21 protein-coding genes are annotated in these 24,781 nt (G+C 69.1%); 15 read left to right on the plus strand and 6 right to left on the minus strand.

Features of this window, described 5'->3' with window-relative positions; all coding sequences use genetic code 11:
- Positions 1 to 82: 82 nt before the first annotated feature.
- Together O9280_RS08980 and O9280_RS08985 are read right to left on the minus strand one after the other, a co-directional pair.
- Entirely contained in the window at positions 83 to 307 is a 225-nt protein-coding gene (locus tag O9280_RS08980; protein WP_298341364.1) for a hypothetical protein, read from the minus strand.
- Positions 308 to 595: 288 nt separating this feature from the next.
- Positions 596 to 2,269, minus strand: coding sequence for a tetratricopeptide repeat protein (locus tag O9280_RS08985; protein ID WP_298341367.1), 1,674 nt, complete (start codon positions 2,267 to 2,269; stop codon positions 596 to 598).
- A 74-nt stretch (positions 2,270 to 2,343) separates the two neighbouring features.
- Here O9280_RS08985 and O9280_RS08990 point away from each other — a divergent pair, with 74 nt between their 5' ends.
- From O9280_RS08990 to O9280_RS09045, 12 genes are all read left to right on the plus strand, one after another.
- On the plus strand, positions 2,344 to 3,444 hold the full coding sequence (locus O9280_RS08990) for an acyltransferase (RefSeq protein WP_298341370.1): 1,101 nt from the start codon (positions 2,344 to 2,346) through the stop codon (positions 3,442 to 3,444).
- Positions 3,445 to 3,486: 42 nt separating this feature from the next.
- A complete protein-coding gene (locus O9280_RS08995; protein WP_298341373.1) occupies positions 3,487 to 4,863 on the plus strand; it encodes a pyridoxal-phosphate dependent enzyme in 1,377 nt (458 codons plus the stop codon).
- Positions 4,864 to 4,897: 34 nt separating this feature from the next.
- Positions 4,898 to 6,055, plus strand: a complete 1,158-nt coding sequence (locus O9280_RS09000) for a cystathionine gamma-synthase (RefSeq protein ID WP_298341376.1) — start codon at positions 4,898 to 4,900, stop codon at positions 6,053 to 6,055.
- A complete protein-coding gene (locus tag O9280_RS09005; RefSeq protein ID WP_298341379.1) occupies positions 6,052 to 6,858 on the plus strand; it encodes an ABC transporter permease in 807 nt (268 codons plus the stop codon). Before O9280_RS09000 ends, O9280_RS09005 begins: the two co-directional genes overlap by 4 nt.
- A complete protein-coding gene (locus O9280_RS09010) occupies positions 6,848 to 8,173 on the plus strand; it encodes an ABC transporter ATP-binding protein (protein WP_298341382.1) in 1,326 nt (441 codons plus the stop codon). Before O9280_RS09005 ends, O9280_RS09010 begins: the two co-directional genes overlap by 11 nt.
- Complete coding sequence (locus O9280_RS09015) at positions 8,170 to 9,774, plus strand: hypothetical protein (RefSeq protein ID WP_298341384.1); 1,605 nt, start codon at positions 8,170 to 8,172, stop codon at positions 9,772 to 9,774. The genes O9280_RS09010 and O9280_RS09015 overlap by 4 nt, the downstream gene beginning before the upstream one ends.
- Entirely contained in the window at positions 9,774 to 12,017 is a 2,244-nt protein-coding gene (locus O9280_RS09020; protein ID WP_298341388.1) for a glycosyltransferase family 2 protein, read from the plus strand. The genes O9280_RS09015 and O9280_RS09020 overlap by 1 nt, the downstream gene beginning before the upstream one ends.
- Before the next feature lie 104 nt (positions 12,018 to 12,121).
- Positions 12,122 to 12,859, plus strand: a complete 738-nt coding sequence (locus tag O9280_RS09025) for a CoA transferase subunit A (RefSeq protein ID WP_298341391.1) — start codon at positions 12,122 to 12,124, stop codon at positions 12,857 to 12,859.
- Position 12,860: 1 nt separating this feature from the next.
- A complete protein-coding gene (locus O9280_RS09030; RefSeq protein ID WP_298341394.1) occupies positions 12,861 to 13,490 on the plus strand; it encodes a CoA transferase subunit B in 630 nt (209 codons plus the stop codon).
- Positions 13,491 to 13,541: 51 nt separating this feature from the next.
- A complete protein-coding gene (locus tag O9280_RS09035) occupies positions 13,542 to 15,452 on the plus strand; it encodes a DUF2142 domain-containing protein (RefSeq protein WP_298341397.1) in 1,911 nt (636 codons plus the stop codon).
- Between the two features lie 9 nt (positions 15,453 to 15,461).
- Positions 15,462 to 16,460: a glycosyltransferase family 2 protein gene (locus O9280_RS09040; protein ID WP_298341400.1), complete on the plus strand. Its 999-nt coding sequence runs from the start codon at positions 15,462 to 15,464 to the stop codon at positions 16,458 to 16,460.
- On the plus strand, positions 16,457 to 16,885 hold the full coding sequence (locus O9280_RS09045) for a GtrA family protein (RefSeq protein WP_298341404.1): 429 nt from the start codon (positions 16,457 to 16,459) through the stop codon (positions 16,883 to 16,885). Before O9280_RS09040 ends, O9280_RS09045 begins: the two co-directional genes overlap by 4 nt.
- Here O9280_RS09045 and galE read toward each other — a convergent pair.
- The 3 genes from galE to O9280_RS09060 are packed head-to-tail and all read right to left on the minus strand — an operon-like array spanning position 16,854 to position 19,592.
- Positions 16,854 to 17,882, minus strand: a complete 1,029-nt coding sequence (galE, locus tag O9280_RS09050) for a UDP-glucose 4-epimerase GalE (RefSeq protein ID WP_343228749.1) — start codon at positions 17,880 to 17,882, stop codon at positions 16,854 to 16,856. The two genes, O9280_RS09045 and galE, sit on opposite strands and share 32 nt — an antisense overlap.
- A gap of 11 nt (positions 17,883 to 17,893) precedes the next feature.
- Positions 17,894 to 18,832 carry an electron transfer flavoprotein subunit alpha/FixB family protein gene (locus O9280_RS09055; protein ID WP_298341412.1) on the minus strand — a complete coding sequence of 313 codons (939 nt, stop codon included), beginning with the start codon at positions 18,830 to 18,832 and terminating at the stop codon, positions 17,894 to 17,896.
- Positions 18,833 to 18,845: 13 nt separating this feature from the next.
- Entirely contained in the window at positions 18,846 to 19,592 is a 747-nt protein-coding gene (locus O9280_RS09060) for an electron transfer flavoprotein subunit beta/FixA family protein (RefSeq protein ID WP_298341416.1), read from the minus strand.
- Between the two features lie 151 nt (positions 19,593 to 19,743).
- Between O9280_RS09060 and O9280_RS09065 the strand changes: the two genes are divergently transcribed.
- The 3 genes from O9280_RS09065 to cysC are packed head-to-tail and all read left to right on the plus strand — an operon-like array spanning position 19,744 to position 23,888.
- Positions 19,744 to 21,159, plus strand: a complete 1,416-nt coding sequence (locus O9280_RS09065; protein ID WP_298341419.1) for a mannose-1-phosphate guanylyltransferase/mannose-6-phosphate isomerase — start codon at positions 19,744 to 19,746, stop codon at positions 21,157 to 21,159.
- 9 nt (positions 21,160 to 21,168) lie between these two features.
- Complete coding sequence (cysD, locus tag O9280_RS09070; protein ID WP_298341422.1) at positions 21,169 to 22,068, plus strand: sulfate adenylyltransferase subunit CysD; 900 nt, start codon at positions 21,169 to 21,171, stop codon at positions 22,066 to 22,068.
- Entirely contained in the window at positions 22,068 to 23,888 is a 1,821-nt protein-coding gene (gene cysC, locus O9280_RS09075; protein ID WP_298341425.1) for an adenylyl-sulfate kinase, read from the plus strand. The genes cysD and cysC overlap by 1 nt, the downstream gene beginning before the upstream one ends.
- A gap of 12 nt (positions 23,889 to 23,900) precedes the next feature.
- Here the strand turns inward: cysC and O9280_RS09080 are convergent, their stop codons facing one another.
- Positions 23,901 to 24,761, minus strand: coding sequence for a hypothetical protein (locus O9280_RS09080; protein ID WP_298341427.1), 861 nt, complete (start codon positions 24,759 to 24,761; stop codon positions 23,901 to 23,903).
- Positions 24,762 to 24,781: the final 20 nt, after the last annotated feature.

The raw sequence follows: 24,781 nt of genomic DNA on the forward strand, positions 1-24,781 counted from the left end.
CGGGGGAGAGCTATCGGTTGAAGGACAAGCGGCGAGCTGGGGCCATCAAGGCACGGGGAGCCAACTGAAGTCCCGAGGTGGGTCAGTTTTCAATCGGCGACAACCACGCAAAGTGGGTCAGATTTCGATCGGCGTTGACAATTGGGACGTCGATTCCGTAGAAGTCACGCTCTGGTCGAGTGGTCAAGGCGACCGATGCCCGAAATCCATTCTTGGCAAGCGTTGCCGCATGCTGGTAAATGACCGAGATGCCGCCTGAAGGAAAAACGAAGGGCTCTGCAACGTACAGGATGCGGCGCTCTGACATGCGATAGGCGTAGGCGGAAGGCTGAGCTTAAAGCGTAGCCAAATCACCTGAATTGAGCGAATCAACGGAGCAGCTCCCCGCTCAGCAGTGCTCGCTGGGCTAGCCTCCGACATGGCATCCGCTCCTGCCGATGATCCCCTAGAGCGCCATCCGAAAGCGCCGGGCCCTCAACTTGCGCCAAGTCTGTGATGCTTCACTCCAAGGCCAAGGCCAAGGCCACATTCCAAAGCAGCACGATGATCTCGGCCCGAGGTTCGCGGTCGAATCGCGGTGATGGCTGCCGGATCGTCAGGCCCTTCGGATCTCGTTTTCGGCAAGGCGCCGGTGAAAGGTTTCGACCGCCGTGCAGAACGCTCCAGCGAAAGTTTCGGGTTTGGCGAACGCCGCGTCACTAAGGCGCTTGCGGAGGCTGCGGCGCAGCTTGCGCAGCTCGGCCGTCGAACTCGTGGCATCCACGGCCTTGGCCACGTAGGCCTCGAGGTCGGGGGCCAGCCAGTCGTCGAGGCCCAGGGCGCCGAGGATCATTGCGCCCTGCCTCGCCCACGTGCCCTCGCCGGCGAGGCTCAGCACGGGCACGCCCATCCAAAGGGCGTCGAGCGTGGACATGCCGCCGTTGAAGGGGAAGGGGTCAAGGGCGACGTCGACGCGGTGGAAGGCCGCGTAGTAGTCGGCGCGGCGCGTGTAGCCCTCCAGCATCAGGCGTTCGGCAGCAATACCCTGTTGGGTGAAGGCCGCGATAATCGCCTCGCGCGGCGCTGCGTGGTCGAACTGGCGGCCCTTCATCAGCAGGCGGCTCTCCGGTGCGGTGCGGAGGATGCGCGCCCAGGTGGCGATGACGCGCGGGTTGAGCTTGGCGATGGTGTTGAAGCAGCCGAAGGTGAAAGGCGCATCGCTCGCGTAAGGCAGGTCGGACACTGCGGGCGCGTCGGTCGGCGCGGTGAAGGGCAGTCGCGGAAAGGGCAGGCGCAGCAGCGATTCCACGTATTCGACTTCGACACCGGGCGGCGTCGAAACAGCGTCGCTGACCACTGCGTCGATGGTGGCGAGGCCTGTGCTGTCGCCGTAGCCAAGCCAGCTCAGTTGCGTCGGTGCCGGCTTGCGCGCGAACAAGCCGAGGCGCTGATGGCCGGTGTGGCCGGAGAGGTCGATCAGCACATCGATGCAGTCCTCGCGCACCCGTCGGGCGGCGGTGGTGTCATCGATCCCGCTGATGTCCACCCACTGGTCCACCTGAGCCTGAAGGCGCCCCGGGACGGGGTCGCCCGGCAGACCCGGTCGGCTGCTGTAGGCAGAGAGCCACCATCCGCGGGCGCGGAGGGCCGGCAAAAGGCCTTCCAGCAGCAATCCCACCGGATGATGGCGCAGGTCGCCGGAGACGAGGCCCACGCGTAGGGGGCCAGCCTCGCGGCCCGGCGCAGGCGCCATGGGCGGATGCGCAGCGGCGAGCGCCTCGCCATATCGCCGGTGCAGGGTGGCCAGCTCGTCGCGCGTCACCTCGGGCAGGTACTGCATGGCCATCAGCAGATTGCTGAAGATCTCGGGAGTGAGACCGGGGCGCTGAAGGCACTCGCGCAGCACGTCGACCGCGGGCGGGGCGAAGCCGAGGTCGAGCAGGGTTGTGCCCAGATTGTTCCGGGCATCAACCCAGTCGGGGTTCGCGCGCAAGGCGGCTTCGAAACAAGCGACTGCATCCTCGAGTCGCCCGACCGCGTAGTAGGCGATGCCGAGGTTGTAGCGCGCCAGCAACTCGTGCTGGGCGGCCTGCTCAAGGAAGGGCAGCGCTTGGTCGGCCCGACCGGTGTCGGTGAGGATGGCGCCGAGCATGCTGGCTGCGCGGAATTCCCCTGGGGTGTCGGCGAGCACCTGGCGGCACAAAGACTCCACGGTGGCCACGTCGCCGCGGCGAAGCGCGTCGAGGGCCTGTGCGAGTCTGGAGGGCAGGGGGCGGGTGGTTCGTTCCATCGGGGACGTCCGTGCGTTTTCGAAGCCCATAGTGTCCAATGCGGGGCCGGCTGAAGGCCACCATTGCGCGCGTGATGACCGATTCGAACCGAGGCGAACCCCTGCCCGCCCTCGATGGCCTGCGCGGCCTGGCCGTGGGCATCGTGCTGTTGTCCCACCTAGCCAACGCCGGCCTGCCGGTCCTGCCCGGCCTCAGCCTCTCCGGCATCGGCAAGAGCGGCGTTTACCTCTTCTTCGTGCTGAGTGCCTTTTTGCTGACGCGACTGCTGCTGCAGTGGCCTGCGGCGAACTGGCGGCGGGGCGCGAGTTGGGCGGATTACGCCTTGCGTCGGGTGTTGAGGATCTGGCCGCTCTACCTCGTGGTGCTGCTGGCCAGCGCGGTGATCAGCGCCACGGCAGTGGTGCCTTGGTGGCCGTACCCGATGGATGCCGTCGCGCTGCTGCGCCACCTCACGTTGCAGGAAGGCACCAGCGTGTTGTGGAGCATCCCGGTGGAGTTCCACTACTACCTCTGCTTGCCTCTGGTCGCATGGGCTTTGGCCGCAGCCCAGCGGGCCGGTGGCCTGCTTCTCGCTTCGGCACTGGCGACGTCGGCCGGCGTGGCGGCGATGATCCTCTGGCCCCCGGCAGCGTCACTCGTGAACGATGTGCGGCTCGGCCCCTACCTAGTGCTGTTCTTCGCCGGAGGGCTGGCCGCCCTGTTCTCGGTGCGTCAGGCGACGTCGACGCCGCGGGCCAAGAGGGCCTTTGGGTGGCTCGGCCTTCTGGCCCTACTGGCCTTCGTGGCCACGGTGCCGGCCGTGGCGGCCGTGATCAGCGGGGGTGCGTTCCAGGCCGATCTCAATCATCGCTGGTTCGCCTTTTTCGCCGTCGCGTGGTCGGCCCTGCTGCTGGCCGTCGTTCATGGGCCGGCGCGGCTGCGGAGGCCGTTCGAATGGCGGCCGTTGCGCTGGCTGGGCTGGGTGAGCTTCAGTGCCTACCTCTGGCACATGCCGGTGCTGGCGGCCGTCACGGGCCCGATGGGGCTGGCGGGCGCGCCGGCGTTGGCGGTGTTCGCCGTGCTGACGGTACTGGTTTCGTGGGCCTCCTGGCGGCTCGTGGAGCGCCCCTTGCAGCGTGTGCGCTGGCCTCGGCAACGGCCAGCCGCGCCCGAGGTCGCCGGCAAGGGCGCCTAGGCCGACTGTTACAATCCGCCACCCTTTCGACCGCGCCTTGCCATGCCCGTCCACCAGAGCGTCCTCGAACTCGTCGGCAAGACGCCCATCGTCAAGGCGCAGAAGCTCGACACCGGCCTCTGCGAGCTCTACCTGAAGCTCGAGTGCATGAACCCCGGCGGCTCGGTCAAGGACCGCATCGGCGTGACGATGATCGAGGCTGCCGAGAAAGCCGGAAAGATCAAGCCCGGCGCCACCCTCGTCGAAGGCACGGCCGGCAACACCGGCATCGGTCTGGCGCTCGCCGCGCAGCAGAAGGGCTACCGCCTTGTGCTGGTGGTGCCCGACAAGATGAGCCGCGAGAAGATCTTCAACCTCAAGGCCATGGGCGCGGAGGTGATCCTGACGCGCTCCGACGTGGCCAAGGGCCACCCTGATTACTATCAGGACCTCGCCGCGAAGATCGCCGCCGACACGCCGGGCGCGTACTTCATCAACCAGTTCGGCAACCCGGACAACCCGCTCACGCACGAGACGGTGACCGGCCCCGAGATCTGGGAACAGATGCAGGATGCCGGCGGGATGGACGCCATTGTCTTCGGCTGCGGCAGCTCCGGCACCATGACCGGCCTCTCGCGCTACTTCGCGAAGACCGCGCCGCACGTCGAGCTGGTGCTGGCCGATCCGGTGGGCTCGATCCTCACCAAGTACATCAACGAGGGCATCCTCGACACCAAGTCGGGCAGCTGGCTGGTGGAAGGCATCGGCGAGGATTTCCTGCCGGACATCTCCGACTTCACCCGCGTCAAGAAGGCCTACGCCGTCTCCGACAAGGACAGCATGCTCGCCGGCCGCGAGCTGCTGGCGAAGGAGGGCGTGCTGGGCGGGTCGTCGTCGGGCACGCTGCTGGCCGCGGCGCTGCGCTACTGCCGCGAGCAGACCACGCCGAAGAAGGTGGTCGTGTTCGTCTGCGACACGGGCAACAAGTACCTGTCGAAGATGTACAACGACTACTGGATGCTTGACCAGGGCTTCCTCGACCGCCCTCAGCACGGCGACCTGCGCGACCTGATCCTGCGCCCCTATGCGGCGCGCGACACCATCGTGGTCAGCCCGAACGACCTGCTCACCGTCGCCTACCAGCGCATGAAGCTGTACGACGTTTCGCAGCTGCCGGTGATCGAGAACGAGCGGATCGTCGGCATCCTCGACGAGAGCGACGTGCTGATGCACGTGCATGCCGACGAGGCGCGCTTCCGCGACCCGGTGTCCACCGCGATGGTCACCAAGTTGGAACTCGTCGACATGCGCTCGCCGATCAACAGCCTGATGGGCGTGTTCGAACGCGGGCACGTCGCCATCGTGATGGACGGGCCGAAGTTCCTCGGCCTGATCACCCGCATCGATTTCCTGAACTACCTGCGCCGCAAGGTGCAGTGAGGCCGCGCGACGCGCGCCCCACGCGAGGACTGCCATGAGTGACATGAATTACGGCTTCGGCACGAAAGCCATCCACGCCGGCCAGAGCCCCGACCCGAGCACGGGCGCGGTGATGGTGCCGATCTACGCCACCTCGACCTACGTGCAGGAAAGCCCCGGCGTGCACCAGGGCTACGAGTACTCGCGCAGCCACAACCCGACGCGCTTCGCCTACGAGCGCTGCGTCGCGGCTCTGGAAGGCGGCAAGAACGGCTACGCCTTCGCGTCGGGCCTCGCGGCCACCTCGACCATCCTCGAGTTGCTCGATTCCGGCAGCCACGTGGTGGCGATGGACGACGTCTATGGCGGCACCTACCGCCTGTTCGAGCGCGTGCGCCGGCGCAGCGCCGGCCTCGATTTCTCGTGGGTCGACCTGTCGGATCTCGACGCTTTCGAGGCGGCGATCCGCCCGAACACGCGGATGGTCTGGATCGAGACGCCGACCAACCCGACGCTGAAGCTGGTCGACATCGCCGCGGTGGCCGAGCGCGCGAAGAAGCGCGGCCTGATCGTCGTCGTGGACAACACCTTCTGTTCGCCGGCGCTGCAGCGCCCGATCGAGCTCGGCGCCGACATCGTCATGCACTCGGCCACGAAGTACATCAACGGCCACAGCGACATCGTCGGCGGCCTCGCCATCGTCGGCGAGCGCACCGACCTCGCCGAACAGATGACCTTCCTTCAGAACGCCGTCGGCGCCGTGCAGGGTCCGTTCGACAGCTTCCTGGCACTCCGCGGCCTCAAGACCCTGCACCTGCGCATGAAGGCGCACTGCGAGAACGCGCAGGCCATCGCGGAGTTCCTCGAGCACCACCCGGCCGTGGAGCGCGTGGCCTACCCGGGCCTGAAGGCGCACCCGCAGTACGCGCTGGCCCAGCGCCAGATGAAGGGTCCGGGCGGCATGGTCAGCGTGTGGCTGAAGGGTGGCTTCGAAGCCGCCAAACGCTTCATGGAGCGCACCGAGCTGTTCGCCTGCGCCGAGAGCCTTGGCGGCGTCGAGAGCCTCGCCAACCATCCGGCGGTGATGACCCACGCGAGCGTGCCGGCCGAGCGCCGCGCGGCGCTGGGCGTGACCGACAACCTGGTGCGGCTGTCGGTCGGCGTGGAAGATCTCGCGGACCTGCGGGCCGAGCTGGAGCGGGCGCTCGGGTGAGCAGGGCCGCGGCCTCGCTGTTGCCCCTCGGGGCGCGGGAGCGCTCCCTGGCGTGGGAGCTCAGCAAGCGCGAGATCGTGGGGCGCTATCGCGGGGCCTCGTTCGGCGTGCTGTGGGCGCTGCTCCAGCCTTTCCTGATGCTGGGGGTGCTGACGCTGGCGTTCGGCGAAGTCCTGGGCTCGCGCTGGCCCGGCGCCGAAGGCACGGCGGGCTTCGCCATCATCCTGTTCGTCGGACTGATGGTGCATGGCGTGCTCGCCGAGTGCCTCGGCAAGGCCTGCACGCTCATCACCGCGAACGCCAGTTACGTCAAGAAGGTGGTTTTCCCGGTCGAGCTGCTGGCCTGGCCGGTGCTGGCCTCGGCGGTGTTCCATTTCCTCGCCAACGCGCTGGTGTTGGCCGGCATGCTGCTGCTCGTGGGGCGCACACCGCCGCCCACCCTGCTGCTGCTGCCCGTCGTGCTGCTGCCCATGGTGCTGCTGTGCCTCGGCCTCGTCTGGGCGCTGGCGTCGTTGAGTGTCTACGTACGTGACGTGCAGTACGTGGTGCCGCCGCTGGTCACCGCGACGATGTTCCTCTCCTCGGTGATCGTCCCGCCCGACGCCGTGCCCGAGGCCTGGCGCTTCGTGTTCGAGGGCAATCCGCTGACACCGGTCGTTGATGCCGCACGCGCCGTGGCTCTCGCCGGCACGATGCCTGACTGGACGGCGTTGGCGGTGCAGGGCGCCGTCGGCCTTGTCGTGGCGATCGCTGGTGCCGGGCTGTTCCTGCGCTTGCGCCGGGGGTTCGCCGATGTCCTCTGAACCGGTGGTCCGCGTCCGCGGGCTGGGCAAGCGCTATGAGCGCTTCGCCAGTCCCTCGCGGCGCCTCCTCGCGTTGCTGGGCGGCCCGCGCCGTTCGCAGGCGCATTGGGCCCTGCGTGGCGTCGAACTCGAGGTGCGGCCCGGCGAGACCGTTGGCCTGCTCGGGCGCAACGGCTCGGGCAAGTCCACCCTCCTGCAGATGGTCTGCGGCACGCTGGAACCCACCGAGGGGAGCGTCGAGGTGCGGGGCCGCGTCGCCGCCCTGCTCGAGCTCGGGGCGGGCTTCAATCCGGAGTTCAGCGGGCGCGAGAACGTCTACCTCAACGCCTCGATGCTTGGCCTCAGCCGCGCCGAGACCGAGCGGCATTTCCAGGCCATCGTCGATTTCGCCGACATCGGCGACTACCTCGACGAGCCGGTGCGCACCTATTCCAGCGGCATGTTCGTTCGGCTCGCGTTCGCGGTGGCCGTTGCGGTGGAACCCGACCTGCTGGTGGTGGACGAAGCGCTGGCCGTCGGCGACGAGGCGTTCCAGCGCAAGTGCTTCGCCCGCATTGAGCAGTTGAAGGCGCGCGGTGCCGCGATCCTGTTCGTCTCGCATGCCACCGCGGCGGTGGTGCAGCTCTGCGATCGGGCCGTACTGCTCGATGCCGGCGAGGTCCTCGCCATCGGCGCGCCCAAGGCCGTCGTCGCCGCGTATCAGAAGGTGCTGTACGGCGCCCCGGAGCGCCGCGCCGCGCTGCTGGCGGAGCTGCGCGCCGGCCAATGGGAGACGGCGCCGGGCAGCGGCGTTGCCGCCCCGGCAAAGAGCGCGCGCTTCGATCCTGGGCTCGTGCCGGAAAGCACCGTGCATTACGAATCGCGCGGCGCCCGCATCGAATCCCCCGAACTGGTCGATGCCGAAGGCCGGCCGGTGAACGTGCTCGCCCCGGGCGAGTGCTACCGCTATCGTTTCCGCGTCCATTTCGACCAGGCCGCGCGCTTTGTGCATTTCGGCATGCTGATCAAGTCCACCAGCGGCGTCGAACTCTGCGGTGTCGATTCCCACCCCCACGGCGAAGGCGTCGATGCCGTGCCTGCAGGCAGCGTCGTCGACGTGGCCTTTCCGTTCCGTGCCTCGCTGCTGCCCGGCACTTACTTCCTCAATGCCGGCTGCGTGGGGTGGCTGGATGGCGAGGGCGAAACCTACCTCCATCGCATCGTCGATGCGCTGGCGTTCCGGATCGAAGCTGCCGGATCGCCCACGCGGCGCTCTGGCTTCTTCGACCTCGCGCTCGAGCCTGCCTGCGAGTACGCCATCGGAGCTGCACCATGAATACGACGGAACGTCCCACGGCCCTCGTGGTCCTTGGCATGCATCGCAGTGGCACATCGGCGGTGGCAGGGGGCCTTGTCGCGCGCGGCGCGAACGCCGGCAACGCCCTCTTGCCCTCGACCTCGGACAACGCGAATGGCTACTTCGAGGACGCGCGCCTGGTTGCGGCGAGCGACGCCCTGTTGGCCTCCGTCGGCTCCGCCTGGGACGAGCCCGGCCCGCTGTCGCGCCCGATCGTGGCTCCAGAAGCGCAGGCGGCGATGGTCGAGGTGTTCTGCGCGCTGCGCGGGCGTTCGACCCCAGCCGTCGTCAAGGACCCGCGCGCCTGCCGCCTGGTGCCGGAATGGTCGCAGGCCATGGCCGAGGCCGGCCTGCGTCCCGCCTACCTGATCGTGCTGCGTGATCCACGCGAGGTCGCGGCGTCCCTGCAGGCCCGCGACGGCATGTCGGCCTACCGCGCAGGCCGGCTTTGGCTTGAACATCTGTTGGAAGCTGAGCTCGCCACCCGCGGGGCGCCCCGCGTCTTCATCGATTTCGAGGACCTGGTGCAGGCGCCGGACGCCACGCTGGACACGGCGCTTGGCGTGCTGGGGCTCGGCGACGTGCTGCGCCCGGATCTCGCGCGCGGCACCGGTGTCGAGGCCCGGCTTCGCCGACAGCGTGCCGAAGGCGGGGAGGGTGAGGGCTTCGCCGAGCGCGTTTACGCGTTCGCCAAAGGCTGCTTGGGCACGGCGGGCGACGGCGCGGTGATCGCAGCGGCATTCGACGCCTTCCGGGTTCGCTGGCTCGAGGATGCGGAGAGCGCGCGCGCCGCGCTGCTCGATGCCCGGGCGCGCGAGGGCCGCGAGCGCGAGGACGCGTTGCGCCTGCTCCGCGAAGTCCGCAATGGACTGGCCTTGGCCGACGCCTGGGGCAAGGCGCCGTCACGGGCGCCGAATCCGCGCGTCTATTGGCGTGCCCTTGATGCGGCGCATTCCGAGGACCGTTCGTGCGCCGCCCGTGCGCAGGCCGACGGCGGCTTTGTCGCAACGGCCGGCGGCCCCGGGATTAGCGTGGATCGCCTGCGCCTCGACCCGGACGACCGCGCGGGCGTGTTCGAGATCACCGCGCTTGTCGTTGCCGGCGTCCCCGTGCCGGACCTGCCGGCGGCCGTCATCGCCTGCAACGGCGTCGTGCGCCCGACCGCTGGCGGACTCCTGCTTGTCGCCATCGACGATGACCCGTGGATCGAGATCGGGCTCGGGTCGACGGCGCCGGCTGGAACCAGCGTGTCCGTCCGATTTGACCTGCATGGCCGCGGACTGCCCGAGTTGCTCTGGTCCTTGGTCGAACAGGAAGCCACTGGTGCGACTCGCCTTCGCGAGCTCGAGGCGCGTGTCGAGGTGCTCGTCGGGGCGGTCGGCGCGCTCAGTGAGGACCTTGCCGAGCGGCGCGCTGCTGATGCTCAGGCGGCGCAAGCAGAGAGGGCCGTCGTCCTGGACGCTCTGGATCGCCTTGCGCAACAGTCCGCGGAAATCCTCGGTTGGACGCGGCGCCGGACGTTCCGGTACTGGTGGCGGCGCTGGCGCGGCGAGGTGGAGACGCCCGAGGGCACGCCGTGATGCCGATGCTGCAGCCGCTGGCCCATTTGAAGGCAGTGGAGGGGCATGACGGTCTGTGGGCGTCCGAAGGCGCCGACCCGCAGTTCCTCGTTGTTCGGAACGGCCACGCCTTCGCCTGTACCGGCGGCTGGTACCGGCTTCGGCTGCGCCTCGTCGCGCGCGAGGGCGCCATTCTGGCGCCCTGCCTTTATCCCGACTACGGCGGCGGAATGACCGAACTGGAGCGCATCCCGCTGGGATCGCCGGATGCCGACGGCTGGATCGACGTGCTGGTGCGCTTCAAGTACGCGGTCCGCGCGCTGCGGCTCGACCCGACCGCGGTCGAGGCGCACTTCGTGGCCACGGGCTTCAGCCTGCGCCGTCGCCATCGCCCCGCGGCTATGGTCGGCATGCTGCGCGACATCGCTCGCTCGCCCCGCGGCGGTCGCCGGATGGCAGTCCGACTCGCCATGGCGACCGTGCGCGACTTGGCAAGGGGCAGGGTGGGCGCCGCTGGCGAGCGCTTGTTGCGAGGTTACTCGGCGCTGCAGGTGGACGGGCGGGACGACTACACGGCCTGGTGCGGGCGCTTCGCTCCACCGTTGAGCAAGAGCGAGGCTGCGCAGCGCTGCGCGCGCCTTTCGGCGAGGCCGGTGATCGCGGTGCTGATGCCGGTTTACAACCCGCCGGAGTGCTGGTTGCGTCGGGCGATCGAGAGCGTGCGCACGCAGTCCTACCCGCACTGGCAGTTGTGCATCGCCGACGACGCGTCGCCGGCGCCACACGTGGCCCGGGTGCTTGCCGAAGTCGCCGCATCGGACCCGCGCATCCGCGTGGTCCGCCGTGCGGAGAACGGCCACATCTCCGAGGCCTCGAACAGTGCGCTCGCCCTCGTCGATGGCGAGTTCGTGGCCCTGCTGGATCACGACGACGAGCTCCACCCGGATGCCCTTCTGCACGTCGCCGAGGCGATCGCCCGCCATCCGTCGGCGGGCGTGCTGTATTCCGACGAAGACAAGATCGACGAGCAGGGCCGCCGCTACGAGCCCTACTTCAAGCCGCGCTTCGATCCCGACCTTCTGCTTGGGCAGAACTGCGTGTCCCACCTCGGCGTCTACCGCACCGAGCTGATGCGCGCGGTCGGTGGTTTCCGCAAGGGCTACGAGGGCTCGCAGGATTGGGACCTCGCTTTGCGCTGCATCGAGCGCTGTGGCGCGGCGAACGTCGTTCACCTGCCCCACGTGCTCTACCACTGGCGTTCGATCGAAGGCTCGACGGCGCTGGCCGTCTCGGAGAAGTCGTACGTGGTCGACGCCGGCCGCCGCGCGGTCGCCGACCACCTCGCGCGCACGGGCATCTCGGCCGAGGTGCAGGTGCTCGCCGGCGGCCACCTGGCGGTGCGCCGACCCCTGCCGTCGCCGGCGCCGCGGGTGAGCCTTGTCATTCCGACCCGCGACCGTGTCGACCTGCTGCGCCAGTGCGTGGACAGCGTGCTGCGGCGTTCGACCTATCCGGACTTCGAGATCCTCGTCGTCGACAACCTCAGCGTCGAGCCTGAGACGCTGGCGTACTTCGAGTCGCTGGCTTCAGAGCCCCGCGTGAAGGTGCTGCGCTACCCGCACCCGTTCAACTACTCGGCGATCAACAACTTCGCCGTGCGCCACGCGACGGGCGAGGTCCTGTGCCTGTTGAACAACGACATCGAAGTGATCACGCCCGGCTGGCTCGAGGAGATGGTGGCGCAGGCGCTGCGGCCCGGCATCGGTGCGGTGGGCGCGATGCTCTACTACCCCGACGACAGCATCCAGCACGCGGGGGTGCTGCTGGGGTTCTCCGGCGTGGCCGGCCACCTTTATGCCGGCTGGCCGCGCGGCACCGGCGGCCATATGGGGCGCGCTCGCCTCGTGCAGCGCCTGAGCGCCGTTACCGCTGCCTGCCTGGTCGTGCGCCGCGTGCTGTGGGACGAGGTGGGCGGGCTCGACGAGCAGCTCGCTGTCGCGTTCAACGACATCGATTTCTGCCCACGACTCGATGTGTCGGGGCACGCAAACCTATGGACACCGCATGCGGAGCTCTACCACCACGAGTCGGCGTCTCGTGGCAAGGAGGACACCCCGGAGAAACAGGCGCGCTTCAAGGCCGAGGTCGACTTCATGCTGCAGCGCTGGGGCGCGCGCCTCGCGGACGACCGCGCTTACAACGTCAACCTATGCCTCACCTCGACGCCCTTCGCGCTCGCGTCGCCCCCACGCACGGCGCCCTGAGTGGGCGGTGGGTCGGGCGCTAGCCCGAACGTCCAGTCCGCGGGCGCCCAAGCCACCGTGGCGCGCCGGTATCATTGGCGTCTCTGGTTCCACAGGCTGATGCCATGACGCCCCCGAATCCGGCGCAGACCCCGCGCCGAAGCAAGCTCTACAGTTCCGCTGCCGAGGCCTTGCAAGGCCTCGTCGCCGACGGCCAGACCCTCGCGGTCGGCGGCTTTGGCCTTTGCGGCATCCCCGAAGCCCTGATCGCCGCGCTGCGCGACTCGGGCGCGAAGAACCTCACCGCGATCTCGAACAACGCCGGCGTCGACGGCTTCGGCCTCGGCCAGCTGCTCGCCACGCGGCAGATCCGCAAGATGATTTCCAGCTACGTGGGCGAGAACAAGGAATTCGAACGCCAGTTCCTCGCCGGCGAACTCGAACTCGAGTTCAACCCGCAGGGCACGCTGGCCGAGCGCTTGCGCGCCGGCGGCGCCGGCATCCCCGCGTTCTACGTGCGCACCGGCTACGGCACGATCGTCGCCGAGGGCAAGGAGACGCGGCAGTTCGGCGAGCACTGGTACGTGATGGAGACGGCGCTGCACGCCGATGTCTCGCTGGTGAAGGCGTGGAAGGCCGATACGGCGGGCAACCTCGTGTTCCGCAAGACCTCGCGCAACTTCAACCCGGCCTGCGCGATGGCCGGCAAGGTCTGCGTGGTGGAAGTGGAAGAGTTCGTCGAGGTCGGCGCGATCGACCCGGACCACGTGCACCTGCCGGGCATCTACGTCGACCGCATCGTGGTCAACGCCACGCCCGAGAAGCGCATCGAGCAGCGCACGACCCGCGAAGGAGTGAAGTGACATGCCCTGGACCCGCGACGAGATGGCGCAGCGCGCCGCCCGGGAACTCACCGACGGCGCCTACGTGAACCTCGGCATCGGCCTGCCGACGCTGGTGGCCAACCACATTCCCGAGGGCATGGACGTGTGGCTGCAGAGCGAGAATGGCCTGCTCGGCATCGGCCCGTTTCCGACGGAAAGCGAAGTCGACGCCGACCTGATCAACGCCGGCAAGCAGACGGTAACGGCGCGCGCCGGCGCCAGCTTCTTCGGCAGCCACGACAGCTTCGCGATGATCCGCGGCGGCCACATCGACCTCGCCATCCTCGGCGCCATGCAGGTCACCGACAAAGGCGATCTCGCCAACTGGATGGTGCCCGGCAAGATGGTGAAGGGCATGGGCGGTGCGATGGACCTTGTCGCTGGCGTCAAGCGTGTGGTCGTGCTGATGGAGCACACAGCCAAGGGCGGCGAGCACAAGATCGTGCCCGCTTGCACGCTGCCGCTGACCGGCGTCGGCGTGGTCAATCGCGTCATCACCGAGCTTGGCGTGTTCGATGTCGGCCCGAGCGGCTGCCGCGTCGTCGAGCTGGCGCCGGGCGTTGGGCACGACGAGGTGCGGGTAAAAACCGGCGTACCCCTGCTGGCCTAGCGGCGCACCGGGCCCGGGCGACCCGTCGCGGTGAGCGGGTAGAATCCGCGGATGGAACGGATTTCTGCCCTTGCGGTCCGCTGGATCGCGCTTGCGCTTTGGGTGCTCGCCGCTGCGATGTCGGCACCTGGCGCGGCCAGGACGAGCCCCAGCAATCCGCCGCTCGCGGTCGACACCCTCGTCCACGATCCCGATCGCGGGGAGCTCCGAGGCGAGGGCTGGTTGGTTCCGGCAAATCCCGCTCGTCAGGCCGCGCGCGTCCAGGTGGATGGCGCCGGTGTTTCGGCACTCGTCGAGCTCGATCCCGTGCGTCGCCCCGATGTCGCACAGGCCATCGGTCGTGCCGATGCGCTCGAGGCGGGCTGGCGATTCCGCATAGCCCTCGAAGTGCCGGGGACCCCGGGCCCGCTGAGCCTGCGTTTCCTCGATGCCGACGGCGCTGTGCTGGCCGAAGTCGCCTCGGTTGCCGTAGCCCGGGTGGCCATCCAGCACGGCGCGCAGCGCCATTGGATCGTCGCATGGGCGATGCTGGTCTTGTTGGCCGCAGGCCTCGTGCTTCGGTATGTGCGACTGCGCCGTCCTGCCGCGCTCGCAACGGGCCGCTTGGATGGCGAAGGCGGACTTTCTACCGCCCTGATCCCGGCGGCGATCGTCCTCGCCTGCGCGGTGGTGGTGGGCGCGATCGCGCCGCCCTTCCAGTCTCCGGACGAGTTCGACCATGTCGAGCGCGCCTATTTCCTGTCCAAGGGGCAGTGGCTGCTGACGACCTCGTCGCGTCAGGTGTCCGGCGGATGGGTCGACGACGGCCTCGTCGACTACATGGGCCATTTCGAATCGCTGCCATTCAAGGCCGAGCAGCGGATCGACCGCGAACGGCTGCTGGCCTCCCAGGAGGTCGCGTGGCAGGGCACGCATCGGTTCGCCGAGGCGCCGGGCACCGGCTATTACCTGCCGCTGGTGTACCTGCCGCAGGCGGTGGCCCTCGCGCTCGGGGAGCGGGCCGGTGCAAGCGTGGATGCCAGCTACCGGTTTGCCCGGCTTGCCTCCGGCGTCGTCGCTGCGCTCCTCTTGTTCGCGGCTTTCCGGCGATGGCGGCCTTCCGCCTTCGCCATGGCCTTGCTGCTGATGCCGATGACCGTGTTCCAGTGGGCGGGCGCGGGCATCGACGCCCTGTCGATCGGCGCGTCTTGCCTCGCCATGTCGCTTTGGCTTGAGAGCGAGCGTTCGGGCACGGCGCCGAGTGCGCGCCGTATCGCCGGGGTCGCCCTGCTGGTGGTTGCCGTGGTGGGATGCCGGATCCACCTCGCCCCGCTGCTCCTGCTGCCGGTGCTGATGCTGCGCCCCTTCCGGCCCCACCGCATCGCCCTCGGCCTGCTGCCTGCCTTGGTGGTCGGCGTCTGGGTAATGATCGCCTTGGCTTCGACCCAGCACCCGCATCTGGCGGAGCTGTCGACCGTGGACAAGCTGCTGATCTATGCGCGCGATCCTGCGAGCATGCTCGAGCGGCTGTGGGCGACCGTCACCACCCCCAACCTGACCGCGTTCTACGGCCGGTCCTTCGTCGGCGTGTTGGGATGGCTCGACACGGCGCTGCCCGCGGCGACCTATGCGGCCTGGGGCATGCTGCTGGGGTCCGCCTTCGCTTGGTCCGTGGCCGTCGCCGACTGGCGCCGCGGCCTCATTGCGCCTGCGGTCGCGCTCGTGATGGCCGCGGCCTCGGCCCTGATGGTGCCACTGATGCTGCTGCTGATGTGGACGCCGATCGATGCACCCGTCATCGACGGCATCCAGGGGCGCTACTTCCTCCTGCCCGCGCTCGTGCTCGCGATGGCGATCCCGACCGGCCGCGACGATCCTGCGCGATCGATCGATTCGGTAGTCGTCCTGCTCTTCTCCTTCGCCACGGCGCTTTACACCCTCCTCGTGACGCTGCCCGTGCTCGTCGCCCGCTACTACGGTTGAATCAGTCCGATGGTCGTTTCCGCATCGCCGCGCGTCGCCGTTGTCATCCCGAGCTACCGGGTCACCCGCCATGTCCTCGGCGTGATCGAGCGCATCGGCCCCGAAGTCGAGCGGATCTACGTGGTCGACGATGCCTGCCCCGACGGCAGTGGCGAACACGTCGCGAAGCACGGCACCGACCCGCGCGTGCGGGTGATCCGCCATACGGAGAACGGTGGCGTCGGCGCCGCGGTCGTCAGCGGCTACCGGGCGGCCATCGAGGAAGGCATGGACATCGTCGTGAAGATCGACGGCGACGGCCAGATGGATCCCGCGCTGCTGCCATCCTTCATCGACCCGATCCTGCGCGGCGAAGCCGACTATGCGAAGGGCAACCGCTTCTGGGATCTGCGGCACATCCGGCGCATGCCCGGAGTGCGGCGCTGGGGCAACCTCGGCTTGAGCTTCATGGCGAAGGCCAGCACCGGCTACTGGGACATCTTCGACCCGACGAACGGCTACACGGCACTAAGCGTCCCAGTCGCGGCGTTGTTGCCCCTGGAGAGCCTGAGCCGGCGCTATTTCTTCGAGACCGACCTGCTGTTCCGACTCGGCACCCTGCGCGCGGCCGTGGTGGACGTGCCGATGGATGCCTTCTACGGCGACGAGACCAGCCACCTCGATGTGCGCCGGGCGGTGTTCGAGTTCGCTGCGAAGCACCTGCGCAACTTCGGCAAGCGGGTGTCCTACAACTATTTCCTCCGTGACCTGTCCATCGCCTCGCTGGAGCTGGTGGCGGCGGTCCTGCTGATCGCCTTCGCGCTCGCCTTCGGCGGTTACCACTGGCTGTTGTCGATCCAGTCCGGGACGCCGGCCACGGTCGGCACGGTGATGCTGCCTGCTCTGGCGATGGTGAGCGGCCTGCAGTTCCTTCTCGCCTTCCTCGCCTACGACATCGGGACCATGCCGCGGCGGGCGCTGCATCCACTGCTGTCCGCCTCGCGCCGACGTCTCGAAGCACGGCGATGAAGGGCACGATCGAGCGCTGCGCGCGCTGGCTCCAGTCGGGCGAAGGCGGGCGTCAGCTCTCGGGGTATGCCCTGGTCGGCGCGCTGCAGTTGCTGATCGATTGGGGCACCTACGTCGGGCTAACCGCGCTCGGCGTGCCGACGTTGGTCGCGAACCCCGGCGCACGCGCGATCGGCGCGATGTTCGGCTACGTCGGCAACGGCGCGTACACCTTCCGCCAAGCGGAGGGGTCGCATCGGCTCGGGCGCGGCAGCTTGGCGCGCTTCGTCCTGCTATGGCTGGTGCTCACCGCGGCGAGCACGGCCGCGCTGGCGGTGATCGACCTGGCCGGTGGCCTACGGTGGGCCTGGGTGCTGAAGCCGGTGGTCGACCTCGGCCTCGCGGGTTTGGCCTTCATCGCCTCGCGGCTATGGGTGTATCGCTGAGACCCCGCTGCCAGCGCCATGCATCCGCGCACATCGCGTCGATTCCTCGAGTGGCTTGCCAGCCGAGGCGCTGCAACGCGAGCGACGGATCCGCCCAGCACTCCGCCGAATCGCCCGGTCGGCGCGCCACGCGCTTGTGCGGAATGGGCCGACCGACCGTGCGGCCGAACGCCTCGATCACCTCCAGCACGGAGAAGCCGTTGCCGGTGCCGAGGTTGACCGTGATCTCGCGGGCCTCGCCATCGCGCAGCGCGCGCAGCGCGGCGACGTGCGCCTGCGCCAGATCGACCACGTGGATGTAGTCGCGCACACCGGTGCCGTCGCGGGTGGGGTAGTCGTCGCCGAAGACACTGATCTCGGCGCGAAGGCCAGCGGCCGTCTGGGCGACGAAGGGCACGAGGTTGTTCGGCACGCCGCGTGGCAGTTCGCCGATCAGCCCGCTTTCATGGGCGCCGGCCGGATTGAAGTAGCGCAGGATCGCCGCACGCAAGAGGCTGCCGGGCGCGGCCAGCAGGTCGCGGATCACGTGCTCCATGACCAGCTTGGTCTGGCCGTAGGGGTTCGTGGCGCCGAGTGGCGCGTCCTCGCGGATCGGGCAGCGCTCCGGGTTGCCGTACACCGTGGCCGAGCTGCTGAACACGAGATGGTGGCAGCCGTGGTCCTGCATGGCCTGCAGCAGGGCCAAGGTGCCGCCGACGTTGTTGCGGTGGTAGCGCAGCGGCTGCTGCACGCTCTCGCCCACGGACTTCAGCGCGGCGAAGTGGATCACCGCGTCGGGCTTCACCGCGGCGAAGCAGGCCTGCAGGGCGGGTTCATCGAGCAGATCGAGCTCGGTGTATGTGATCTCCCGCCCGCACAACGTGGCGAGGCGCTGGAGGATCCAGCGCTCGCTATTGCAGAAGTTGTCGACGACGTGCACGTCGAAGCCGGCCGCAGCCAGTTCGACGACGGTGTGCGAGCCGATATAGCCCGCGCCACCCGTCACCAACACCTTCATGCCTTCGCCCATCAGCCCAGCGCCTTCTCGAGCTCCGGCACGAGGGTGAACAGGTCGCCCACGAGGCCGATGTCGGCGATTTCGAAGATCGGCGCGTCGCCGTCCTTGTTGATCGCGACGATCGTGCCCGCGTCCTTGATGCCCGTCAGGTGCTGGATGGCGCCCGAGATGCCGATAGCGACGTACAGCTCCGGCGCGATGATCTTGCCGGTCTGGCCGACCTGCATGTCGTTCGGCACGTAGCCAGCATCGACCGCAGCGCGCGAGGCGCCGACGCCGGCGCCCATCTTGTCGGCGAGCGAGTAGATGATCGAGAAGGCTTCCGCCGAGCCCAGGGCGCGGCCACCGGAGACGACCTTGGAAGCGCTCTGCAGATCCGGGCGGTCGCTCTTGCCGGCCGCGAGACCCTTGAAGCGCGTGTGCGTCGGCAGGGCGACATCGACCGTCGCGGCTTCGATGGTGGCGCTGCCGCCATTACCGGTCGCTGGCCACGAGGCCGGACGCACGGTGGCGACGACGGTGCGGTCGCTCGGGGCGGTGACCGAGATGATGGCGTTGCCGGCGTAGATTGGGCGCTTGAAGGCGTGCGGGCCATCGACGGCCATCAGGTCGGAAACCTGGGCCACGCCGAGCAGGGCGGCGACGCAGGGCGCGACGTCCTTGCCGAAGGTGGTGGACGGCAGCAGCACGTGCGAGTAGCCGGCGGCCAGCGCCGCGATCTGCGGGGCCAGCACGGCGGCCAGGGCATGCGTGTTTTCCGCGCGGGCGACGGTGATCACTTTCGCCACGCCGGCGATCTGCGCGGCCTCGGCGGCGATGCCGGCCGGCTCGGCGGCCAGCACGGCCACGTGGATGTCGCCGCCGATCTTCGCGGCGGCGGTGACGCAGCGCGCGGTGGCGGGGTTCAACTTGCCGTCGAGGTGCTCGGCGACGATCAGGATCTTGCTCATGGTCATCGGCTCCTTACGCCAGGCCCTTCTGCTTCAGCAGCGCCACCAGTTCGGCGACGTCCTTCACCATCACGCCCTTCGTGCGCTTCGGCGGCGGGGCGAAGTGGGTGGTCTGCAGGAAATCCGCGGCTTCGACGCCGAGGTCGGCGAGTTGCAGGGTTTCGAGCGGCTTGCTCTTGGCCTTCATGATGTCCGGCAGCTTGATGAAGCGCGGCTCGTTCAAGCGCAGGTCGGTGGTGATGACGGCCGGAAGGTCGACTTCGAGGGTCTCGAGGCCGGCGTCCACTTCACGGGTCACGGTGGCGACGTCGCCGGCGACCTCGACCTTCGAGGCGAAGGTGGCCTGCGGGCGGCCCCACAGCGTGGCCAGCATCTGGCCGGTCTGGCTGCTGTCGTCGTCGATGGCCTGCTTGCCGAGGATCACCAGGCCCGGCTGCTCCTTCTCGACCAGCTTGAGCAGGGCGCGGGCGGCCGTCAGCGGCTGCACGGCCGAATCGGTGACGATGTGGATGGCGCGGTTGGCGCCCATGGCGAGGCCATTGCGCAGGTGGGCTTGGGCGTCGGCCGGCGCGATCGTCGCGACGATCACTTCCGTGGCGATGCCCTTCTCGCGCAGGCGCAGGGCTTCTTCGAGCGCGATGTCGTCAAAGGGATTCGGCGAGAGCTTGACGCCCTCGGTGACGACGCCGGAGCCGTCCGGCTTGACCTGGATGCGGACGTTGTAGTCCACCACCCGCTTGTAGGCGACGAGGATCTTCATGGGAGTACTCATGTCGGGCCGGGGCAGGGCGCCGGCCGGTGGGAAGGAAGCCTCCCGATTTTAGCCGGAAACCCCCGTGTTCAGGACCTCAACGGCCGGGAACACCCCCCGGCGCGGTATTCTTTCCGCCTTCGAATCACGTGATGCGCGCATGATCGTCCCGGTCATCCTCAGCGGCGGCAGCGGCACCCGCCTGTGGCCGCTGTCGCGGCAGAACCTGCCCAAGCAGTTCCTCGCCCTCGCGGGCCCGGACACGCTGTTCCAGCAGACGGTGAAGCGGGCCGCCGGCGTGCCCGGCGCCACCGCCCCGCTGGTGGTGGCCAGCGACGACCACCGCTTCCTCGCCGGCGAGCAGCTGCAGGCCATCGGCGTCACGCCGCGGGCCATCGTTCTCGAACCCTTGGCCCGCAACACCGCGCCGGCCATCGCCTTGGCCGCGCTGCAGGTGGCCGAGCGCGACCCGGCCGCGCTGCTGCTGGTGCTGCCGGCCGACCACCGCATCGGCTCACCGGAGCGCTGGGTGGCTGCCGTGCAGAAGGCGCGGGCGCAGGCCGCGGCTGGCGCGCTCGTCACCTTCGGCATCGCGCCGACCGAAGCCCACACCGGCTACGGCTACATCCGCTGCGGCGGGCCGCTCGATGAAGGCGTGTTCGCCGTGGAGCGCTTCGTCGAGAAGCCGGACGCCGCCACCGCGCACGCCTACCTCGCCGATGGGCGCTACGTGTGGAACGCCGGCATCTTCCTGTTCCGCGCCGACCGCTACCTCGAGGAGCTCGCCGAGCACGCGCCGGCCATGCTGGCGGCGGCCCGCGATGCCCTGGCGAACGCCAAGGCCGACCTCGACTTCATCCGCATCGACCGCGATGCCTTCGCCGCCTCGCCGTCGGATTCGATCGACTACGCGGTGATGGAGAAGACCCGCCGTGCCGCCGTGGTGCCGGTGGACTGCGACTGGAACGACATCGGCTCGTGGAGCGCGCTGTGGGCCATCGGCCCGCAGGACGCGCAGGGCAACGTCGTCACCGGCGACGTCGTGGCCCGCGACACCCGCGATTGCCTGCTGCACGCCGTGGGCGACCACCTGATCGCCACCGTCGGCGTGCGCGATCTCGTCATCGTCGATACGCCGGACGCCACCTTGGTCGCGCATCGCGACCGCGTTCAGGACGTCAAGGCGATCGTCGATTCGCTCAAGACCGCCGGCCGCGGCGAGCACGTCAACCACCGGCAGGTGTATCGCCCTTGGGGGCACTACGATAGCGTCGACAAGGGCGAGCATTTCCAGGTCAAGCGGATCGTGGTCAAGCCGGGGGCCTCGCTGAGCCTGCAGAAGCACGCCCATCGCGCCGAGCATTGGATCGTGGTCGACGGCGTGGCCGAGGTGACCTGCGACGAGCGCGTGTTCCGCCTTGAGCGCAACCAGAGCACGTACATTCCGAAAGGTAGCGTGCATCGCTTGCGCAACCCCGGCACCGAGCCGCTGGCGCTGATCGAGGTGCAGAGCGGCGACTACCTCGGCGAGGACGACATCGTGCGCCTCGACGACGTCTACGGCCGGCATGCCTGACGTCCGCGCATGGCGCTGAGCCACCTCGACCGGCTGGAGGCCGAGGCCATCCACGTGCTGCGCGAGGTCGCGGCGCAGTTCCGCAATCCGGTGCTGCTGTACTCGATCGGCAAGGACAGCACGACCCTGCTGCACCTGCTGGTGAAGGCGTTCGCGCCCGCACCGCCTCCGATCCCGCTGCTGCACATCGACAGCACCTTCGAGTTCGCCGAGACCTACCGCTTCCGCGATGCCGTGCCGGCGCGCTACGGCGTCGAACTGCGCGTGCACGTGAACGCCGAGGGCGTGAAGGCCGGCATCGACCCCTTCGTGCACGGCGTCTCGGTGCACACCGACGTGATGCGCACGCAGGGGCTCAAGCAGGCCCTCGCTCTGGGCGGCTACGACTGCGCGATTGGTGGCGCCAGGCGTGACGAGGAGAAATCGCGGGCCAAGGAACGCATCTTCAGCTTCCGCAACGCCGCCCTGCGCTGGGAGCCCAAGGCGCAGCGGCCGGAGTTGTGGAACCAGTACAACGGCCGCGTCCATCCCGGCGAGAGCGTCCGCGCCTTCCCGCTCTCGAACTGGACCGAGATGGACGTCTGGCGCTACATCGAGCGCGAGGGCATCGCGCTGCCGCCGCTGTACTTCGCGAAAGAGCGCGCGGTCGTGGAGCGCGACGGCGCGCTGCTGATGCGCGACGACGAACGCATGCCGCTGCGCGAGGGCGAGCGCGAGGTGCTGCGCAAGGTGCGTTTCCGCACCCTCGGCTGCTGGCCGTTCACTGGCGGTGTCGAATCCGAGGCCGACACGGTGGGGAAGATCATTGCTGAACTGGAAAGCGTGACGACCTCGGAACGGCAGGGGCGGGTGATCGACCATGCACCGGGCGATTCGATGGAGAAGAAGAAGCAGGAGGGCTACTTCTGATGGACCGCCTTCGCTTCATCACTTGCGGCAGCGTCGACGACGGCAAGAGCACGCTGATCGGGCGCCTGCTGCACGACACCCGCCAGGCCAGCGACGACCAGATGGCCGCACTGGCGCGCGACTCGGCGAAGCACGGGACGCAGGGCGAAGCGCTCGATTTCGCGCTGCTGGTCGATGGGCTCGCCGCCGAGCGCGAGCAGGGCATCACTATCGACGTCGCCTACCGCTACTTCAGTTCGGCGAAGCGGCACTTCATCGTCGCCGACTGTCCGGGCCACGAGCAGTACACGCGCAACATGGCGACGGGCGCTTCGACGGCGGACTTGGCCATCGTGCTCGTCGACGCCCGCAAGGGCGTGCTGCCGCAGACGCGCCGCCACAGCTGGATCTGCGCGCTGCTGGGCGTGAAGCAGGTCCTCCTCGCCGTGAACAAGATGGACCTCGTCGGCTGGGACGAGGGGGTGTTCGATGGCATCGTCCGCGAGTACGCCGCGCTGGCCGAGGCCGTGGGCATCGAACGCGTGCATGCGGTTCCGGTATCCGCGCTGACTGGCGACAACCTGACCCGCCGCGGCGACGCGGCCTGGTACGCCGGCCCGACCCTGCTCGAACACCTCGCGGCGGCGCCGGTGCCTGTGCTCGATACACAGGGCGCCGCACGCTTGCCGGTGCAGCTGGTGCTGCGCCCACATCAGGACTTCCGCGGCTACGCCGGCACGCTGGCCCAAGGCTGTCTGTCGAAGGGCGACGCGATCCTCGTGCAACCTTCCGGGCACGAGGCGGTCGTCGCCTCGGTGGCGATTGGTGGCCGCGAGGTCGATTCCGCCGAGGCGGGACAGGCCGTCGTGGTGACGCTCGACCGTGAGCGCGACGTCTCCCGTGGCGACGTCATCAGCGCGCTGTCTGCGCCCTTGCCGGTGAGCGACCAGTTCGTGGCGCACGTGGTGTGGATGGACGAGGCGCCGCTCGTTCCGGGTCGCGGTTACTGGCTGCGCATCGGTACGCGCGAGGTGGCCGCCACGGTCACGGAAATCAGCCACCGCATCGACGTCAACACGCAGGCGCACGAGGCCGCGAAACAGCTCGCGATGAACGATGTCGGCCTGGTGAAGCTGAGCCTTGCCGCACCCATCCCATTGGCGACGTACGAGGAGTCTCGCGCACTGGGCGGCTTCATCCTCGTCGATCGCCTGACGAACGCCACGGCCGGCGCCGGCGTGGTGCGTCACGGCCTGCGCCGGGGTGAGAACGTCCATTGGCAGGCCTTCAGCGTCGACAAGGCCGTTCGTGCCGCGCAGAAGAGCCAGACGCCGCGCTGCGTGTGGTTCACCGGCCTTTCGGGCTCGGGCAAGTCGACGATCGCCAACCTCGTCGAGCGTGGCCTCGTCGCCCAGGGGCACCACACCTACGTGCTCGACGGCGACAACGTGCGCCATGGACTCAATCGCGACCTCGGCTTCACCGAGGCCGACCGCGTCGAGAACCTGCGGCGCGTCGCGGAGGTGGCCAAGCTGATGGTCGACGCCGGCCTCGTCGTGCTGGTCAGCTTCATCGCGCCCTACGCGCGCGAGCGCGAGACGGCGCGCAGCCTGTTCGCGCCGGGCGAGTTCGTCGAGGTCTTCGTCGACACCCCGCTCGACGTCTGCGAGTCGCGCGACGTGAAGGGGCTCTACGCCAAGGCCCGTGCGGGGAAGATCCCGAACTTCACCGGCATCAATGCGCCTTATGAGCGCCCCGAGGCGCCGGACCTGCGGCTCGACACGACGGCGGCTACGCCCGAGGTGCTGGCGCAGCGGGTGATCGACGTGATCGGCGGCTGAGGGCGCGCCGGCTCAGCCGGCGAGGGTCGATTCGATCGCCGCGACGAAGCGCTCGGCCGAGCCGGGCGCATGGTCGAAGAACAGCGAGGGCTCGGTGAGCTCGAGTTCCAGCAGCTGCGGTCCGTCGGCCGAGGGCAGCAGGTCGACGCGCGCATACAGCGGAGCGCCACCGGGAATCGCCGCCAGCGCACGATGCGCCACGTCGATTTCCGCCGATGAAGGCTCGCGCGGCGTGATGGCTTCGGGAGCGAAAAGGGCCGCGGTGGCCGCGCCGTCGCGTTGCAGCAGCGGCCCCTTGCGGATGGCGTGCGAGAAGCGCCCCGCGAAGAACAGCAGCGCGGTCTCGCCAGCGGTATCCACGGCATCGATGTAGGGCTGCACCAGCACGTGGCGGCCGGCGTCGAGCAATCGCTTCGCGTGCGCGACCGCGGCGGCGCGGTTGGGTGCGGTGTAGCGCTGGGTGTCGCGCGAACCTGCGCCGATGCAGGGCTTCACCACGAACTCCGCATGCGTCGGGAACGAGGCGGGATCGTCGCCGGGGGCAAGGAAGTGCGCGGGGATCACCGGCACGCCTTTCGAGGCGAGGTCCGCCAGGTAGCGCTTGTCGGTGTTCCAGCGCACGAGGCCCGGCGGATTCAGCAGCCGCGTGCCCGCCGCGACGCGCTCGCACCAGGCGAGGAATTCGACCGGGCACTCGGTGTAGTTCCACGTCGAGCGCAGCAGCACGAGGTCGAAGCGCGACCACGACACGGTCGGGTCGTCCCAGGCCACGGCTTCGGCCAAGTGGCCGCGCTCGCGAAGCGCGTCGAGCAGCGGCGGCAGGTCGTCGTCGAGCGCGAAGGCGGCGATGGCGGTGGCGAGGGCGATGCGCATGGCGAAGTGGGTCCCGGGCG

It is taken from the genome of Silanimonas sp. (genome assembly GCF_027531545.1).
Classification (GTDB): Bacteria; Pseudomonadota; Gammaproteobacteria; order Xanthomonadales; family Xanthomonadaceae; genus Silanimonas.

Excerpts from the sequence above, each read along its gene's own strand:
- O9280_RS08995 (WP_298341373.1), top strand. The coding sequence starts at position 3,487 with ATGCCCGTCCACCAGAGCGTCCTCGAACTCGTCGGCAAGACGCCCATC.
- O9280_RS08980 (WP_298341364.1), bottom strand. The coding sequence starts at position 307 with ATGTCAGAGCGCCGCATCCTGTACGTTGCAGAGCCCTTCGTTTTTCCT.
- O9280_RS09015 (WP_298341384.1), top strand. The coding sequence starts at position 8,170 with ATGAATACGACGGAACGTCCCACGGCCCTCGTGGTCCTTGGCATGCAT.
- O9280_RS09035 (WP_298341397.1), top strand. The coding sequence starts at position 13,542 with ATGGAACGGATTTCTGCCCTTGCGGTCCGCTGGATCGCGCTTGCGCTT.
- O9280_RS09045 (WP_298341404.1), top strand. The coding sequence starts at position 16,457 with ATGAAGGGCACGATCGAGCGCTGCGCGCGCTGGCTCCAGTCGGGCGAA.
- cysC (WP_298341425.1), top strand. The coding sequence starts at position 22,068 with ATGGACCGCCTTCGCTTCATCACTTGCGGCAGCGTCGACGACGGCAAG.
- O9280_RS09030 (WP_298341394.1), top strand. The coding sequence starts at position 12,861 with ATGCCCTGGACCCGCGACGAGATGGCGCAGCGCGCCGCCCGGGAACTC.
- O9280_RS09080 (WP_298341427.1), bottom strand. The coding sequence starts at position 24,761 with ATGCGCATCGCCCTCGCCACCGCCATCGCCGCCTTCGCGCTCGACGAC.
- cysD (WP_298341422.1), top strand. The coding sequence starts at position 21,169 with ATGGCGCTGAGCCACCTCGACCGGCTGGAGGCCGAGGCCATCCACGTG.
- O9280_RS08985 (WP_298341367.1), bottom strand. The coding sequence starts at position 2,269 with ATGGAACGAACCACCCGCCCCCTGCCCTCCAGACTCGCACAGGCCCTC.
- O9280_RS08990 (WP_298341370.1), top strand. The coding sequence starts at position 2,344 with ATGACCGATTCGAACCGAGGCGAACCCCTGCCCGCCCTCGATGGCCTG.
- galE (WP_343228749.1), bottom strand. The coding sequence starts at position 17,882 with ATGAAGGTGTTGGTGACGGGTGGCGCGGGCTATATCGGCTCGCACACC.
- O9280_RS09000 (WP_298341376.1), top strand. The coding sequence starts at position 4,898 with ATGAGTGACATGAATTACGGCTTCGGCACGAAAGCCATCCACGCCGGC.
- O9280_RS09065 (WP_298341419.1), top strand. The coding sequence starts at position 19,744 with ATGATCGTCCCGGTCATCCTCAGCGGCGGCAGCGGCACCCGCCTGTGG.
- O9280_RS09060 (WP_298341416.1), bottom strand. The coding sequence starts at position 19,592 with ATGAAGATCCTCGTCGCCTACAAGCGGGTGGTGGACTACAACGTCCGC.
- O9280_RS09040 (WP_298341400.1), top strand. The coding sequence starts at position 15,462 with ATGGTCGTTTCCGCATCGCCGCGCGTCGCCGTTGTCATCCCGAGCTAC.
- O9280_RS09020 (WP_298341388.1), top strand. The coding sequence starts at position 9,774 with ATGCCGATGCTGCAGCCGCTGGCCCATTTGAAGGCAGTGGAGGGGCAT.
- O9280_RS09025 (WP_298341391.1), top strand. The coding sequence starts at position 12,122 with ATGACGCCCCCGAATCCGGCGCAGACCCCGCGCCGAAGCAAGCTCTAC.
- O9280_RS09055 (WP_298341412.1), bottom strand. The coding sequence starts at position 18,832 with ATGAGCAAGATCCTGATCGTCGCCGAGCACCTCGACGGCAAGTTGAAC.
- O9280_RS09010 (WP_298341382.1), top strand. The coding sequence starts at position 6,848 with ATGTCCTCTGAACCGGTGGTCCGCGTCCGCGGGCTGGGCAAGCGCTAT.